Origin of the sequence: Erysipelothrix sp. strain 2 (EsS2-6-Brazil), from assembly GCF_016617625.1 — a bacterium.
In the GTDB taxonomy this organism is placed as follows: domain Bacteria; phylum Bacillota_I; class Bacilli_A; order Erysipelotrichales; family Erysipelotrichaceae; genus Erysipelothrix; species Erysipelothrix piscisicarius.
The window spans coordinates 1-17,523 of sequence record NZ_SBAR01000001.1; the positions used below are offsets into that span (position 1 = coordinate 1).

At 38.3% G+C, this 17,523-nt stretch carries 13 protein-coding genes; 3 read left to right on the forward strand and 10 right to left on the reverse strand.

Annotated elements, in window-relative coordinates:
• Positions 1-271, reverse strand: a 271-nt coding sequence (locus EPJ89_RS00005; RefSeq protein ID WP_200548658.1) for a helix-turn-helix domain-containing protein, incomplete at its 3' end; no start/stop codon positions are given.
• Positions 272-385: 114 nt separating this feature from the next.
• Positions 386-6,652 carry an Ig-like domain-containing protein gene (locus EPJ89_RS00010; RefSeq protein WP_200548660.1) on the reverse strand — a complete coding sequence of 2,089 codons (6,267 nt, stop codon included), beginning with the start codon at positions 6,650-6,652 and terminating at the stop codon, positions 386-388.
• A gap of 322 nt (positions 6,653-6,974) precedes the next feature.
• Here EPJ89_RS00010 and EPJ89_RS00015 point away from each other — a divergent pair, with 322 nt between their 5' ends.
• The gene (locus EPJ89_RS00015; protein WP_125164563.1) at positions 6,975-7,622 is read left to right on the forward strand and encodes a peptidylprolyl isomerase; all 648 of its coding nucleotides are present in this window, start codon (positions 6,975-6,977) and stop codon (positions 7,620-7,622) included.
• A gap of 117 nt (positions 7,623-7,739) precedes the next feature.
• Here the strand turns inward: EPJ89_RS00015 and EPJ89_RS00020 are convergent, their stop codons facing one another.
• From EPJ89_RS00020 to pip, 7 genes are all read right to left on the reverse strand, one after another.
• A complete protein-coding gene (locus tag EPJ89_RS00020) occupies positions 7,740-8,417 on the reverse strand; it encodes a TIGR00266 family protein (protein WP_200548662.1) in 678 nt (225 codons plus the stop codon).
• A 58-nt stretch (positions 8,418-8,475) separates the two neighbouring features.
• Entirely contained in the window at positions 8,476-10,191 is a 1,716-nt protein-coding gene (locus EPJ89_RS00025) for a C69 family dipeptidase (protein WP_200548664.1), read from the reverse strand.
• A gap of 220 nt (positions 10,192-10,411) precedes the next feature.
• Positions 10,412-11,791, reverse strand: a complete 1,380-nt coding sequence (locus EPJ89_RS00030; RefSeq protein WP_200548666.1) for a dicarboxylate/amino acid:cation symporter — start codon at positions 11,789-11,791, stop codon at positions 10,412-10,414.
• Between the two features lie 178 nt (positions 11,792-11,969).
• Entirely contained in the window at positions 11,970-12,452 is a 483-nt protein-coding gene (locus EPJ89_RS00035; RefSeq protein ID WP_161636514.1) for a MepB family protein, read from the reverse strand.
• A 37-nt stretch (positions 12,453-12,489) separates the two neighbouring features.
• Complete coding sequence (locus tag EPJ89_RS00040) at positions 12,490-12,738, reverse strand: hypothetical protein (RefSeq protein WP_161636515.1); 249 nt, start codon at positions 12,736-12,738, stop codon at positions 12,490-12,492.
• Positions 12,739-12,796: 58 nt separating this feature from the next.
• Positions 12,797-13,657, reverse strand: coding sequence for a Cof-type HAD-IIB family hydrolase (locus EPJ89_RS00045; RefSeq protein WP_200548668.1), 861 nt, complete (start codon positions 13,655-13,657; stop codon positions 12,797-12,799).
• Positions 13,658-13,672: 15 nt separating this feature from the next.
• Positions 13,673-14,584: a prolyl aminopeptidase gene (pip, locus tag EPJ89_RS00050; protein ID WP_200548670.1), complete on the reverse strand. Its 912-nt coding sequence runs from the start codon at positions 14,582-14,584 to the stop codon at positions 13,673-13,675.
• A 119-nt stretch (positions 14,585-14,703) separates the two neighbouring features.
• Between pip and EPJ89_RS00055 the strand changes: the two genes are divergently transcribed.
• Complete coding sequence (locus EPJ89_RS00055) at positions 14,704-15,537, forward strand: LicD family protein (protein WP_200548672.1); 834 nt, start codon at positions 14,704-14,706, stop codon at positions 15,535-15,537.
• Between the two features lie 43 nt (positions 15,538-15,580).
• Here EPJ89_RS00055 and EPJ89_RS00060 read toward each other — a convergent pair whose 3' ends face one another.
• Positions 15,581-16,771: a coenzyme F420-0:L-glutamate ligase gene (locus tag EPJ89_RS00060; protein WP_125164572.1), complete on the reverse strand. Its 1,191-nt coding sequence runs from the start codon at positions 16,769-16,771 to the stop codon at positions 15,581-15,583.
• A 166-nt stretch (positions 16,772-16,937) separates the two neighbouring features.
• Between EPJ89_RS00060 and EPJ89_RS00065 the strand changes: the two genes are divergently transcribed.
• Positions 16,938-17,519, forward strand: a complete 582-nt coding sequence (locus EPJ89_RS00065; RefSeq protein ID WP_200548674.1) for a nuclease-related domain-containing protein — start codon at positions 16,938-16,940, stop codon at positions 17,517-17,519.
• The last annotated feature ends 4 nt before the right edge of the window (positions 17,520-17,523 follow it).

Here is a 17,523-nt window from a genome sequence, read left to right on the forward strand (position 1 = left end):
GAATTTCGAGTTGAAGTCGTTCGATCTCAGTTAATGATTTACTCGTATGAAGCGCAGAAAAATGATTTCCTGTCTTTTTCTTGTTTTTTAAACCCTCTTTACCATCGCGCATGAATCGATCAATCCACCCATTAATCGTTCCTTTAGGTATTCCTGTTTCTTGTGATAGTTTCGCAGCACTTATATGTTCATCAACATGACGTGTAACGACTTTAATGCGATCCTCATAAGTCCATTTATTATTTAATCCACCTTTGGGTCTTCCCATCATTAATACCTCCGTTTTATCTTTGATTTAATTATTACACAAAAAAAGTAGACAAGTCTTTTTTACTTGTCTACTTTTAGTTTACTACTCCAATAATCATGAGTTCTTTTTAAACCATTATTGTTTTTTACGTTTCTTTTTAAGACTTACAACATACATCAACCCACCAAGTGTAATCAGTGTCGTCACATTTCGTGATCCAACACCGGTTGTTGGTAATGTGGTTGGTGGTGTGGTTGATGTTTCTGTTTTCTCATTTGGGTCGATGACAATAGGTTTGTCTTCTTCCTTTTGAATCGTTACATCAACTTTAAATTCTTTTACATATGGATTGGATTTCATGCGGAAGAATGAACGCTGTAAGCGTGTAAGACGTACCGTTACCGCATAAGTTCCTTCCGTATTTTGGTCGACAAGTTCCATAAAATTCGTTTCAATATCAAACGCAATGCCGTCTGGGTTTTGAATATTAAGGGCTTCAATAAATGCCGCTTCTGTGATTGGTTTTGAACCATCTAACGTTACATTTGGATTCAAGGTAATTGAATCTAAAGGTCCCTTAATGGTTTGATCACGATATTCTAAACCAAAAATCGCTTCACGAAGATTATTCGTAACAACCTCAAGGATTGAAGTTGTTGCGGATGCATCATTAAAACTTACATTTGCAAATGATAGTTGTTTATCTAAAGCTGCAAGACTTTCCTCAGTATAAAGTGATCGATCAATGCTCTCAGCAATTTCAATCATCGCTTTAAGCGATGCACGTGCCTTCTCAATTTGATTGCCAACTTCTTCTAAGTTATCAATATGCTCTTGCAATAACTGTGCGAGACTCTCCAGTGTTTTCACATCTGAATTCAGATCATCCACAGCATCTTGCGCTTTAAGAATTGATGCTTGCATCGCTTGTACACCAGTACTTTCATACCCTTCGATATCAATGTTTTTAGCCTTTGTAATCATCGCTACTAAAGCATTGCGTGCATCGCGTATCGTTGAGTCATAAGTAACTGTGTATGTTTCTGTATTAATACCATCCTCTGCTCTTACAACATATTTCATCCCATTATCGGTTTCAATAGCAGTAATGCTCGCATTCTGCGATGTCTTAAGTTCGAGTTCAGGTAGATTATTTGTTTTTTGTTCATAAACAAAATTGTTATTTTGCGCGAAAGCATCAACTTCTTTTCCATCAACAAGTAATGTCACGTTAAAGTCTTGATGTGCTTTAGCGATACGATCATAAACTTCCACTTCTGTAATCGCAATTCCTTTTTTGTTGGCTTGTTTGGTCATGTTAATGCGTACCGCATATGTTTCCACGCCATCAAATGTTAACGTATTCATGGTTTCATACGCAAACGGTTTTGCCTTAAGGTTTTGTACTTCAACCCAATTATTTGGATCATTCAGGACTGAATCCTCACTGCTTATATGACCAAATTTTGTTGGCAATTCTGGTTTAATTCCTTCTTTCAAGACTTCAACTACATACGAACCAGGGAATCCTGTTCCATTATCTTCGAAGAAACCAATACTAAAGTTATCAACGAAGCGTGGTGCCATAGTCCCTGCATCCGCAAAGACAATTCCCACCCAGTCTTTTTCGCGACTTTGTGCTTGCCAGTTGGTCCAACGGTTTGCAGGACTGTTAGTATACGAGATAACCGCATCGTTCATTGCACTGACACGATCGTTAGAACCTGGACCATCGTTTGTAAAGGATGCGATTGCAGCTGGCAATTCCGAACCGGTCCACATCTTAGCGATGTTATCGCCTTTTTCGTAATCGGCAGTAACGCGGATCGAAAGCGTTGTTTCGGCATTTGCTGTTTCGACCATACCTTTGAGTATATAGGTCCCTGGGGTTTTTAAGTTTTCTTTATCAAAGGTTTCCCAAGTGACATTAAATTCATCAACACGACCCGTATTGTGGTATGCCTTTGCTTTAAGTGGTAGTTTAAAGGATTTATCTTGAGGTGTCACAAGACTAAAGCTTTCAACACCGACATAACCCTCGACAATAACCTTAGCGACAGGTTGAAGTTTTGTACCCTCAACATGACCCTTAATTTCAAAGGTTCCGTATTCTTCAAGACGTTGTTCATCAAATGCATCCCAAGTTACTGAAACGTCTTTATCAAAGAGTGTTTCATATTGGGCTGTAACGGTTTGAGGCAGTTCAATCTTCTTACTGCGATCTGTTCTTATCACGATTGGTTTAAATGCTTTAATCGGTTCTTGAACATCATTTTTCGTTACCGTAAAGGTAACATCGTTGCTTTCATATGATTTACCACCGTAAGCAATATGCGCTTTAACAGTATACGTTCCCTCTTGATGTAAGTAGATTAAGCCCGATTCCATACGAACTCCTGATTTTTCACCTTGGACCACTTCATATGTGATATCAAGTAGTGAAGGTGCAATCACTGTTCCATCTTCAAGGAAACTTTCCAATTTAAAGGCAATGGTTTCCTGAGTTTTACCTTGTAAACGATCGAGTGTAAGGGTTGAATGATCATAAACTGGATCGGAAACAACATAAGTCAAATCATAATCTTTCGAGTTTAACCCATCTTCAGATGTAACACGAACTTTCCCTTGATAATTATTATCGCGGGTAGGTTGGACGACATTTACAAAAGAACCTGGTTTTGCTGTACCCTTAAGAATTGGTAATGCTTTTCCAAATGGTACGCTTACAACATAAACATTTTGATCGGATTTAAAGTTTTCTAACGGTTTGTCATCAAGATGAATCATTTCCAATTCAGCTTTAGAATTGGCTTCAATCTTAAGGGTATCACCGATTACTTTTAATTCAGAAAGACCCATAGGTCTTGGCTTATCGCCATTCATTTGTGAAGTCATATTGAGGCGAATAAACTTCGCATCAACTGTATCAAAGGTGATTGGAATTTCCTTGGTCACATCCCCTGCTGTCACCACAAAATTATCATTTTTGCTTTGATTTACAACAGGTGTAAAGGATACACCATCAACACTTGTTTCAATGATTAAGGAAGCAGGTACTTTCGTTGTATTGTCTGTAAAGAAATGAATTCCAACTTGATGGATTGTTTCAATCTTTTCAAACTCTAACATGACCCATTCTTCTTTTTTGTCACCATAATTATTAACCCAGTTGGTCCATCGGTTTTCAAAAGCAATGGTACCATCATTAATCCGTTCGATTCGATCACCACCACTCATGTAGGAGCTTGTAGCGATTGGATACGTATCTTGTGGACGACGCACGGCAATATTTTCTCTTACCGCTTTCGGTTCTAACACTGTAATATGGGCAGTGACCGGATAATCCTGACCACCCGAATGTGCTTGACCGGAAACCTTGATAATGCCTGCTTTCGCAACCATAGCTTCAGAAATAGAGTCCCATGTTACCGGTAAGTTTACTTCCGCACCATTTGAATAATAAGCGGTAACGGTTGAAGGTAAGGTTGGTACGGTGCCCTTTGGCGTCGCAAGGATTGGATCAATAAGATCAGTAATCATGCGCACCCATACGGTTGCCGTTACAGGGCGTGTTACCCCTTCGACGGTTCCATTCACTTTAAAAGATCCAGGTTGTTCAAGGTTCGATGCATCGATGGTTTCCCAACTTACATCCACTTTCTTTTCCGTTCCGTCAGAGTAAATAGCATTTACAGTCGTTGGGAGTTCAGGTTGGACATGTGTTTCGGTAAATACAGAAACATCATCAAATCCTAAAATTTCAGGGGTCTCAGGTTGTTTCTCAATCGCAAAGACTTCAGTCTTTGCTTCAGATAAGTTTTCAGCTTTCGCAGTCAACTTAAAGGAACCTGGTTGGCCATCCGATTTCACAATGACGAGTGCTTTACCATTGAACGCTTTTCGTTGCCATGTACCATCATGTTGTGCTTTATAACGTTCATTACTTGCAGGATCCCCATTATCGACCCCAACAATCTCACCATTTCCTTCTAGGGTAAAGATGATATTATTTTGAGCATTCGGATTCATCACACCGTTTTCATCTACAACATTCACATGAATGTAGGATAAATGATCACGACCATTTTGAATTACACGTTTTTCAGGAGCTAATGCTACAGCTGCAGATCCTTTTGAAGTCTGAATCACATCTTCAGCGATAACGTTGCCCTCTGCGTCTTTCGCAACGGCTTTTAAAGTACCAGGTTTAAAATCCAAACGCCACTCTAAGTATAATTCTTTAGCATTGGCACCTTCCTGATAAGGACGACCATACACTGTTGTTTTTTGAACAAATGCTTTTTCGCCCAGTGAGACGTCATCTAAGAACAACTCAACCTTCGCCGCATTGGAGAAGATACGTACGGGAATTTTCCCATCGCGTGTTCTCATATTGTAGTCTAAAAGCGATTCTTTCTCCCAGTTCCAGTGTGGTAAGATGTGCACCATTGGATCAGTCTTTACATCTTTCCATTGACTTTGATAGAGGTAGAAATCATTTTTAGGGAATCCAGCGGTATCAATGATACCAAAGTAAGATGATTTTGGTGGCGTTTGATTTTGGTTGTGCCATGGTGTTGGCTCACCAATATAATCAAATCCGGTCCAAATAAACTGACCCGCATACCCTTTTTCATCACGATCTGGAATCCATGAATTGGTTGCTGTTTTACCCCAACCAACATGATCATTACCATAATCCGATTGTTGATACTTACGCGCTGCACTGTTGTCATGCGAACGTAATTCATCCGGGAATGCATAAACACCACGACTTCGTGTTGCTGAGGAGGTTTCAGATCCATAAATTAACCAATCTGGATGTTTTGCACGAATCGTTTTATAAGAATCTTCAGCATAGTTGATTCCAACTGCATCAACTTCAGCACTGATACGCTCATGTGCACCTGTTGCAGCCCAACGGTAAACATCTTGTCCCATGGTTGTATAGCGCGTTTCATCAACTTCTTTCGTCCATCGGTGTAAATTACGGATCGTTTGAACCGCTTTTTCACTACCTCCGTTGGACTCTCCAATTTCATTACCTAAAGACCACATAATGACTGCAGGTGAGTTTTTACCACGTGCAACCATACGTTTAAGGTCATATTCTGCCCATGTTTGGCCTTCAAGTGCTTCGGGATGGGTTGCTTTTGCATCGAAGAAACGACCATAATCATAAGGCTTTTTACCACCATACCATGTGTCAAAGGCTTCATCGATAATCATAAGTCCCAAATCTTCAGCAATCGCAAGGAGCTTATCATCTGCAGGGTTGTGCGTAATTCGAACAGCGTTAACGCCCATATCTTTTAGAATTTCCATTTGACGTCGCATTGCATCATAATTCGCAACTGAACCCAGTGCACCTTGATCATGGTGCATTGAAACTCCATAGAACTTAACATCGTTACCATTTAATGAAAAACCGCCATCAGGAGTCCAATTCATAAAACGATAACCAAATCGTTCGATTGTCTCATCGACGACACGATTATTTTTAAAAACTTGTGTTTTAACGCGGTACGTTACCGGTGTGTCGATATCCCATAACGTTGGATTTGTAACCTTTATGGTTGAATCCAAGGTGTGTTCTTTCCCAGCTTGAATTTCAACTTCTTTCGTTTCGGATGATCCCATTGAAGTTCCATCAACCGTTACAACTTCAGTTTTAACTTTAACTTTTTCAGCTTTTTTTGATTTATTTACGATGGTCGTCTTAACATCAGTCGTAACCTCATGACCAACTTCTTTTTCTAAGTTTGGTGTTAAGACGGTTGTTCCATACTCTTTTACGGAAACATCGTCAGTATACGTTAAGGAAACATCACGATAGATTCCACTTCCTGAATACCATCGACTACTTGGCTGTTTATTCACAACTTTGACCGCAATCGTATTCGGGCCTTCTTGATTGATATAATTCGTTATATCATAAGAAAAAGGCGTGTAGCCGTTCGGATAGTTTCCAACTTCTTTACCATTCACAAATACCGTGGAATCCATATAGACGCCACCAAAATTTAAACGAACATGTTTGTCCATCTTTTTATCAAAAATAAATGTTTTGCGATACCAACCCGTACCACCATTTAACAAACCACCCTCATTTTGTGCCGGTGAGTTATGGTCAAAATCAAAAAAGATTGACCAGTCATGAGGTAATGATAACGATTGCCAATCTGTTTCATCATAATCAACTTCGCTTGGACTTGATGCGCCTGAAACATTCAGCTTAAATTTCCAATCATCATTAAAATCAACATTTCGTGAATCTGTTTTGATTACAACAGGTTCCACGACAGCAGCATGGATTGGGGTTTTTTCTATGAAAACACTTGAGCACGTCACAGCTACCACCACCCCCATAATTTTAACTGCTTTTCTAAATGACGAATTCATACTCTTCCTCCTATTTAGTAAAAACCAGTAAACATTTAAATATCTTTAATCGATATCTTTACCAAAGATATTTCTCATGTATTTCATATTGTTAGCGCTTACGTGTCCATTATTGCGTCTGCAAGCATACTTGTCAAGTGTAAACGGTAACATTTCACAAGTAAAATATTGGTAAACTTTACTTAATTCCCGAATACCCTTGTATGAGTGCTTTTAACCCTAAACGTTACTTGATTATCGTTGTTCGTCAATTAACCTTAAAAATCCTTTGGTAAAGCGTAAAAATAGAAATATGATATAATAATAGAAAAATGGAGGCACTATGAAAAAAATCACAACCTTACTTGTTATGAGTTTTTTTGTTTTAATTTCACTGACCGGGTGTTCACAGACCCCTAACCAACCGAAACCGGATGCGTCATCAGAGGTTCAAGACTTCTCAAAAGACACCAATCCTGTCGTCACAATCGAAATGGAAGATGGCGGTATTATTAAAGTAGAACTTTATCCAGATATCGCTCCAAACACCGTAAACAATTTTATTAGCTTGGCTCAAAATTCGTTTTACGATGGCTTATTATTTCATCGCGTCATTCCGGGATTTATGATTCAAGGTGGTGATCCTAAAGGAACCGGAACTGGTGGTCCTGGCTATACGATAAAAGGCGAATTCGCTCAAAACAATTTTGATAATCCTATCAAACACCAACGTGGTGTGATATCGATGGCACGCAGCAAAGGCAATGATACAGCAGGTTCACAATTTTTTATCGTAACCAGCGATTCCCCTCATCTTGACGGAAGTTATGCCGCTTTTGGAAACGTTATTGAAGGCATGGAGACCGTTGATCGCATCGTGAATGTGAAAACAAATCAGGAAAATCGTCCTGTCGATGGAAGCGAACAAGTTATGAAGCATGTAACAGTGGATACCAAAGGGAAAACCTATACCACTCCGACTCAAAGTTAGGTGTATTATGTAGAGACAGAGGATGCGATAACCGTACAGAAGATGTACGGTTTTTTATGTTATAAAAAAAGGAGTTTCCATGAAATGGAACTCCTTATAATCCGTTGATTCTTTAGTCTAGTTTGAGGTTGGGAGGACTCGATTGACTTCTCCCGCTAAATTCGAAATTGGAAGTGTCTGAAGCACTACTTGACCGGGTCCAGTCAACTTAACCAAGAAGAACCCTTCACCACCGAAAAATTTATTACTTAAACCTTTTACGGTTTCAATTGCATAAGATACACCGGATTCAAACATAAATAAATTCCCTTGATCGACTAATAAGGACTCACCTTCTTGAAGATCATACGTAATGAGTGACCCATCCGCTTCAAGAAAGAGGTTCCCAATGCCTGAAAATTTTTGAAGAATAAAACCCTCACCACCAAAGAATCCAGCCGATAATTTTTTGGTGAATTCATTGGAAAATTCAACGCCTGGTTCCGAAGCGAGAAAGGCATTTTTTTGAGCGATAAAGGTTTTAGAACCGTCCATAACGATATGTTTAATTACACCTGGCATCGACATTGCGAACGCAATTTCTTGATTGGAAGCCTCAGCAGTATACGTATTTTGGAAAAATCCTTCTCCCGAAAAAGCACGGCCAAACGCTTTCTTAAAGCCGCCTCCCGAATGTACCTTATAAGTCATATTGGAGGTCATCCAAGACATATTTCCAGCACTTGTAACTAAGGACTCCCCCTCATTAAGAAAACAGCGTAGGACTGGATAAGTCCCTTCAATTTTAAATTCCATAAACGTTCTCCTTTTCTTGAATTATATCATAAACAACAAAAAGAGGCATTATACCTCTTTAGTGTTCTTTACGATAAGACTTATAAACGAAAACCATTCCCACTAACGCTACGCCCATTGCGCCGTATAGCAGTGTTTTTGATGCGGAAACCCCAGTCTTTGGCAAGGTTTTTGAAGTAGGTGTTGCACCTTGATCCGAGGGACTTGGAGTATCTTCTTTTGTTGTTTCAGAACCACTAGGTTTTTCCGTTTTCGGCTCCTCCACCTTCGGTTCCTCTGTTTTGGGTTCCTCTGTTTTGGGTTCTTCTGTCTTTGGTTCGATTCCCTTAAGTTTTTGATCCAATGCCTTCAATTTATTAAACGCATCATCCGCAATTTGCAGCGTGTGTGCTTGGTAATCAAAATCAGCGGAACGCATCATAAAACGCTTCTCAACATTCAGTTGATCTTCAATTAAAGCATCTTCAAGTTCCTGCCATTGATTCTGAATTTCTTTACGTTTCGCATCATCTCCAAACACTTGATGCGCAATTGAATTCGCATTCCAATACCATGAATTTTCATCAAATGATGTACTCGTAACTTGGTAAGATTTATGCGTATCCGTTATGGTTCCCATATAAGGAATATAAGGCGAAACCAAGGGTGAACCCACAGCAAGCCACATTACCGCACCCGCATCTGTTGGCAGCGATTCTTTAATTTGAAAGATATGTGCTTCCATTGTATTAATATTACCAATTGGATATTTAAGTCTTCCTTTATCGTATTCTCCGATAATATTCCCTTTGTTATCCAATTTAATTTCATCGGAAGGAATAAAGTCTGTACCTTCGAGTCGGTTCCGTTGGAATTTCATCACATCCTTCAACCCAACCTTACCATCCATCGATTGTAGTAATTCAAAGGTATCATCATTATAATTAATGGTGCTGTTTGGGTTGATTGCTTTGATCCCAGACCAAACGCGAGAACGGTTCCCCTCACTCATTTTTATTGGATTGTATGAATTTGCGATATGGAATGATCCATTTTGTTCAACATAGCGACCGGCTGCTATCGCAGTCTCTTTAAGCTTTTCGGACTGGATTACCGCTCCCTCATCAAAACCATCAAGCGTTCCAAGGTAAAAAGCATTTGGAAAGACCCCAAACTTATCATCAGGGAATTTAATGGCCGCATATTGGTGACCGGAAAGAATTTCCATATACCACACTTCATCCTTGTCCGCTAAAACAACAATATTTCCTTCGCCAGCACCCTTTTCATCAATTACGTTTGCAATAAGTTCGATCCCTTCACGAGCAGATTGAATGCGCGGTAAAATTAACGTTGTGATGGCCGCCTCTGTTAATCCATCCGATAAATAGGGATCCACAGTTTTATAAGCTGGATCATATTTTGCAGATACCGTAGCCGTCATCACAACCCCTTTTTCATTAATTCCAGCAGCATCATACATACCTTCTTGCGGGGTTACATCAGGAATCGCCGTGTATTTAAAATTATGTTCACTTTGTGGATAGCTAAATCCATTCGATGGGTCTACAAATGGAACCGAATTATCAATCATCCGTTCCCCCACATTTTTAACAACAAATGTTTTATTATGATTTAATTCAAGGTCTTCAGTACGACCAATAATTACAGAACCATCCTCGGTTAAATTTTTCCCAACAATGATACCGGTACAAGCAAAGGCACTTGTAATGGATAAGCTCATACCCACAAGACTTAATAGACCTGTTAATGAAATTTTTTTTATTTTATTCATAGTTTCCTCCATTTATAAAAAAATGCACACGAAAACATAACGTAGTTTGTTCTTTTATACCTCCCTTTCTATGTCTAAATTCATAGTATCATAATGTTTATTTTTGAAAAGATACGATTGGAAACTGGGCAATCATGTAATATTTTTCATCCATTAAGGTCTGGGCATGACACATCTAAAATAAAAAAAACGATATACATGATGTATATCGTTTTCGTTCTTATGACTTCACAAGTACGGGTTCCTCATTTTGTAAGGATTGAGGGGATTCATGATACGTTTTAAGATTTAATTCTTCTAAGTCGTGTGCAACACAGACCGCACTGACCCCATCATCCACAACATTAATTGCCGTGACAAGCATTTCGACAGGACGGTTAATTGCGAGAATAAAACTGTATGCAGCAAGAGCATATTGGTTTGTATATCCCATTCCTGTAAGGATTGTAAAGAGTAGAATGGCTCCCGATCCCGGTGCAGCTGGCGTACTGATGGAACCAATGATGGTTAGAAGAATAATTGAAACTAACTCAACGATTCCAACATGATACCCTGCTACCGATGCAACAAAGAGCGTCGCAATAATTTGCATGACTGCAGTTCCTGTCATGTTAATGGTGGAAGCGAGAGGCACAATAAAGGAGGCGACCGCTTCATCAACACCAAGCTCATTCATTACGGTCTCTTGTGTCAATGGCAGCGTCGCTGCTGATGATGAGGTAGAGAAGCCAAATACAGCAACTTTATACATCTTCTTAATAAATGGAATGGGTGATAACCCCGTCTTGATTGCAATAAAGAGCGGAAACAACACAAACCCTAAAACAAGAAGTGTTAACGATGTTAAGATCATGTAAATGAGAGCGGGTTGTAAGTAATCCGTTCCATATGATGCGAGCGTACGAACAAGCAAACAGAAAATTGCAATCGGACCAAACTTCATAATAACGACATCCAATAATTTCATGGAAAGAAGATAAATTTCATCAATAAGTTTCGGTAAAACTTCCATTTTCTCACCGAGTTGTTGAGCCATAACACCTACAATAAGCGCCAGCACTACAACCGCGATAATATTTGAATTACTGCTGAGTGTTCCTAAGGCGTTATTATTAAACGCATTAAGCAACATCGATAATGGGTTGGTCTGATTCACAACCCCTTCGGTAATCTCAATTGCACCGAGATTCGCAATTTGGAAGATCCCTAATTTATAAGCGGTAAATCCAGTAACACTTGCTAAGACGATTGCGATGGCCAAGAGTTGCATAAAATTACCGAACCCTTTTTTGGCGAGTTTATTTAAAACGCGTGTTTCTTGAATTTGTTGAATTGAACGCACAATTGATGTGAAAATGAGTGGCACTAATACAAGTTGTAATAAGCGCATAAAGATCTGACCAATAATATAGAAAATACCAATTGCTGTTGTATTTGCCGGCTGTAAGATATCCGCAAACAATAAATCATTAATTTGCTTCCATAGTGAAGCATTACCATTTCCAATCAAGGTTTCTCTTAAAAAGATAAAACCAAGACCGACCCCTAAACCTAAAACCAATGTCCAAATAATTCTACGTGTGAAGTTGTTTTTCTTCATATTTCCCTCCTGTATTTGGTTCCAAATAATAAGTTTTCCAAAAAAAAAACTTATTTTGAATCAAATAAGTCCGAAAAGAATATAAATATATACTAAAAAAATATATTTTTACTCCTTATAAACATCTCGTGCTTACTTAAAGGATTCGTATGTAGTGTATCAAAGTTACTCTAAGAATTCAAGACCCATAATACGACAAAATATGATTTTTAAAACAAGGGTCCGAAACGGAAATAAAATAAGGTTTCATGATTGCTTGTGTTTTCTGTGCTTGGGATGAGGCAAGTACAATGGTTGGATGATAAACCCTAAACCCCATCTTTCCCGGTGTATGTGCCGATTTTAAAATTTTAAGCTTATCAAAATCATCGCCACAAATCGCAAAAAAACCCGGATTCGATTCATCTGATACATAGATGAGCAGACCATCTTTTAAATCTGATAGGCAGTATGGAATGTTTTGTAAATCTTGAATATCTTTTTTCCAAAGTGTTACAAAATGACCCTTCTTTTGAGGCGTGCTCCGCCCCTCTCGAAAAACAATTTCAAATTGATGGTTAATCATAACATTCATCCCTGAATAGGCTTCATTATAGGGATCTCGTGACATGATATTTACCGGAATACCTGCTTTAAGCAGTGCTTCAATGCCTTCTGACATATAAACTCCTCTCATTAAAAAGAAGTCCTAAGACTTCTTATTTGTTTATTTCGTATTCAAGAACATCCTTCGCAATGTCCGCTTGTGTTACCGTATGGTCGTCGTTCACAATCATGATTTTCTTACCATCTAAAGCATCTTCACCATATTTTTCTTTAAGGTAATTCAGGGCTTCACGTTCTTTAACTTTATCTTGAATAATGTCTTTTTCGATTATTTTTTTAACGATTACACCAACACCGAGTACGGCTGCTGCACCGAATGCTACTTTAAATAATTTATTCATAATAGTACCTCCTTGTTAGTAATATTATAACACGCCCTCTCACGATTATCATTAATTATCATAAGACGTTCACATCAATTAAATGTTCCGCAATATATTCCGCCACGCCATTCTCATCATTACTTCTCGTAATCGTATCCGCAACGATTTTTAAAGTATGTCGAGCATTTTCCATTGCAACACCAATCCCCGATTGTTTTATCATGGTTAGGTCATTATCACTGTCACCAAAACAAATTATCTCATTGGGTTGTATCCCACGACTTGCGGCATATGCCATTATTGCATCGCCTTTATTAATGCGCTTAGGCATTATTTCCGCCCACCCAGGCGCAACCATTAACAGATCAAAATCCGACTCCATTTCAAAAGCAATACGTTCCTTTACCAATTCCGTATAGTCTGCATTTTGAATATAGACGATTTTCAGAATTGAATCTCCCTTTTCAAAACGGTCGTGAATATCGTCTAAATGATTTATTTTAGACACTCTTGTGCCATCACTAAAAAATCTCAAGCGATCTTCATCTTCACCAAAAACAAAATCTTCTTCCGATTTGGAATCCATTTGAAAATATATAATGTCATCAAAGCAATAGAGAATGCCCATAAAATACTTCGTACCCAGTGCCTCCATGCGCTCACATGCTTCATAACTCATTGGAGGTTCAATTGCCTTATAATTTCGAATAGGATGCTCTACACGCATCCCATTGAGTGACACAATGGGAATTTCATTTGGATCAAGACCCAAGGCTTCCGCAATCGCTGCAGCACTTTCATAATTTCGGCCCGTCGCAAGCATGAACTCATATCCTTGATTGCGCGCTGCATGAATCACCTCCCGTGTACGGTCCGTAATGACATGTTCAGAATTCAATAAAGTACCATCAATATCACTTGCTATTAACTTAATCATAAAAAGCTCCTTTATCTATTTATTTTCAAGATTTTTCATTACTTCCACTAATTTGTTAAACATCGCGTCCTCATAAGGGCTGTGTCCACTTGCCTCCACCAAATGAAATTGCACCTGATCCAGTTTTTGTGCTAACGCATAAGCACCACTGGGGCGACAATCCACATCATACCGTCCATGCACTATTTCAGTTGGAATCGATTGAATACATTCAATATGATTGAGAATGTATTGATCATCATCCCAAAACATGTTATTCGCAAAGAAATGACACTCAAGCGTCGCAAGACTGATGTCACCATCAGAGATTTCTAAATCCTGTGCCTTAGGTACCAAATGTACTAACGAGCTTTCCCATGTTGACCACGCTTTTGCACACAGTCGTTTTTGCTCATCATCGCCTTTGGTGAAAATATGATAGTAAGCACTGATTAAATCATGACGCTTATCAGGAGCAATGACAGCTTTAAATGCTTCATGTTCTTCTGGGTAAAAATACGATGCGCCTTCTTGATAGAGCCAATCAATATCCGATTTTCTTCCCAAAAAGATACCTCGCAATACCAATTGCGAAACACGATTTGGATGTTTAATCGCATATAACAGTGCTAATGTTGATCCATAACTCCCACCAAATACAATCCAAGACTCAAGACCATAATGTCGACGAATCATTTCAAGATCTTCAACACCTGTAAAGGGCGTATTATCTACCAAGGTCGCAAAGGGTTTTGACTGACCGCAACCGCGTTGATCAAAAGCAATCACAAACCATTTCGTTAAATCAAAAAAACTAAATGATTTCTCAGAGATCGACCCACCCGGTCCACCGTGTAAAAAAACAACCGCAGGATTCTCGCGATTTCCACGCGTATAAACCGCTAATGTTTGACCATCATGCGTTCTTAATTGTTCTGTTATTTCCATCTTTAACCTCTTTTTCTTTTTATTATTATATCATGAATTTAAATTTGTCTAGAAAACTTGAAATAATATATCGTAATCGCTATTATAAGTATGTTATGTAATTGAAAAGAGGTCAAACTATGAACGAATTACAACGCGAAGATTATAATATTTTAGTTTGGGTTAAAGCATTTTGTGAACGAGAGAAGATTAATTATTTCCTTTATGCAGGGACATTACTGGGTGCGATTCGTCATCAAGGTTTTATTCCCTGGGATGATGATGTTGATATCGCAATGGAGCGCGAAGATTTCGAACGGTTTGATACACTCATGGCCAAAGAACTTGACCATAATTCACCTTACCGATACCAATCACGTATTAGGGATAAATACCTTGCGATTGAGTATTCCAAAGTACGCTCCGATGTTTTAAAAATCAAAGAAACTGTTTCAAAAACTCAAAAAGGATATGAAGGTGCATGGGTTGATATTTTCCCAATGGATCGCGTTCCAGACGACGAGACGTTACGTCGTGAACAATATGAGCAGGTCAATAAGTATACGCGTCTTCTACGCATTTTCTTATTAGTTCAAGAAACGGAGAATGATAAAGGCGTTAAACTTATCGTAAAGAAAACAATGCAATTCCTTAATGAAAAATTATACAAGATTAATGTTTTTATTCCAATTTTGATGAAAAAACGCTATAAAGCCATGACCAAATACAAGGACGTCGATACGACATATATTGGAGACTTAAGTTATTTATACTTTGAAAATTACGACCAATTTAATGCAACGTTAATTGATCGTAAATATATTGAAAACCCAGTCGAGGTTCTCTTCGAAGATGAGATGTTTAAGGTGCCAACCGATTCCGATGCAGTGTTAACACGTGCATTTGGCGACTATATGACACTCCCCAAAGAAGAAGATCGAAAGATACACCGTATTGAAACCTTAGAATCATAAAAAAAAGTGTATGTTCCCATATCTGGAACATACACTTTTTTATTTAATCTGCAAAGTTATCAAAATACCCTTGAACAAACACAATAGGCGTTCCTTTATCGCCAGAACCACTTGTTAAGTCACAAAGTGAACCAATAAGGTCAACCAAACGACGCGGTGTCGTTCCTTGTGCAGCCATATTGCCAACTAGATTATCATCTTTATCTTTAATATGAGCTTCAATTGCTTTCTTAAGCGCTTCACCTTCTAAATCTTTAAAATCATTATCGGCAAGATACTTAAGTTTCAATTCATTCGGTGTACCTTCAAGCCCTTTTGTGTAAGCTGGAGAAACTGTAGGATCTGCAAGTTCCCAAATCTTTCCAATTGGATCCTTAAACGCACCATCTCCATAAACCATAACTTCCACATGCTTTGAAGTTGCTTCAAGCATACGTTTTTGAATATCTTCAACTAAATCTGTGCATTCTCTTGGGAAAAGTTTTACAGAATCTTCAGTAGATTTATTTGAGCCAAGGAGACCATAGCGTTCATTATAACCACTACCATCAACACTTTCATTTAAAATATCGTCGAGACCACAAACAATTTTCGCGCCATTATCGCGTAAAATTCGTTTCGTACGTGGATTGGTATGAATATCACACGCTAAAACTTTATCTGTATAATCTAAGATTGTGCGTGGGTTGTTTGAGAAAATAATTTCAACTTCCGCACCTGCTTCTTCAATAATACTTGCGTAATAAGCAACGTAATCAATTCCAGTGAAAGGGTGTTTGTTCTCACCAAACAAACCACGATATTGCTCAAGATTTAGAACATCACTATATGGGTTAATACCTGATGCATCAAGCTGATCAAGACTCACAAGTTCATTACCTACTTCATCTGAAGGGTAACTTAACATGAGCACTACCTTATCAACACCTTTAGCGATTCCACGTAAACAAATTGAAAAACGGTTCCGTGAAAGGATTGGGAAAATCACACCCACAGTTCCACCTTCCATTTTCTTATTTACATCTTTTGCAATGGCATCAACAGAAACATAATTTCCTTGAGCACGAGCAACAATGGACTCCGTTAATGCGATAATATCACGATCACGTACATCAAAATTTTCACTCTTTCCAGCTTCCAAAATGCTTTCTGTAACGATTTGAGCTAAATCATCACCTTCACGAATGATCGGACAACGAACACCTCTTGAAACAGTACCAATTTTTCTTTCCATATATAACATCCTTTTTCTTTATAAAACACTGAAAGCCTCGTATAGAGGCAATCCATTAATGATTCTAACACATTTAAGCATAAATTTAAATAAAAAATATAAAACAGTATCACTTTAGGATACGTTTATGCTATGATATCACTAAAACAATTTTAGAGGTTAACCAATGAAGTCAATTCGTTATTATATTTATTATATGAAAGTCAAAAATAAGAAAGCAAAAGATCGAGGGATGCAATTTGAGCTCGATGCCTTTAAACAATTATCACAAATTCCAAAGTCGTATACGTATCATGGCACATATATTCCGATCCATCGAAATAATGGCATTACAGAAATTGATCTCATTGTCGTAAATTGTCACGGTATCTTTTGTTTTGAGGTTAAATACACAAAGCACCCGTTCATAGGATCACAAGATGCTCAGTTTTGGTATAAAAAAGGTACTCATCAACGTATACGTAATCCTTTTATCCAAAATCGCTATCACGTCGAAGCACTGGCCACCTATTTAGGTATGGATGCTGCCTTGATTAAAAATTGTGTTCTTGTTAATCAAATCGATCAGCCTTTACCCGATCTATTCACCCTTAAATCTGCGATGACTCAAACACGTTCGACCTCAAATCGTCTGTCTCAATCCGAGATCCGAAGCATTAATCGATTATTACTCAAACGACAGCGGTGGATGCTCTTTAAAAAATGGAAACATCGTCGTTATCGTAAAAAAATGTCCAAAAAAAAATAGAACG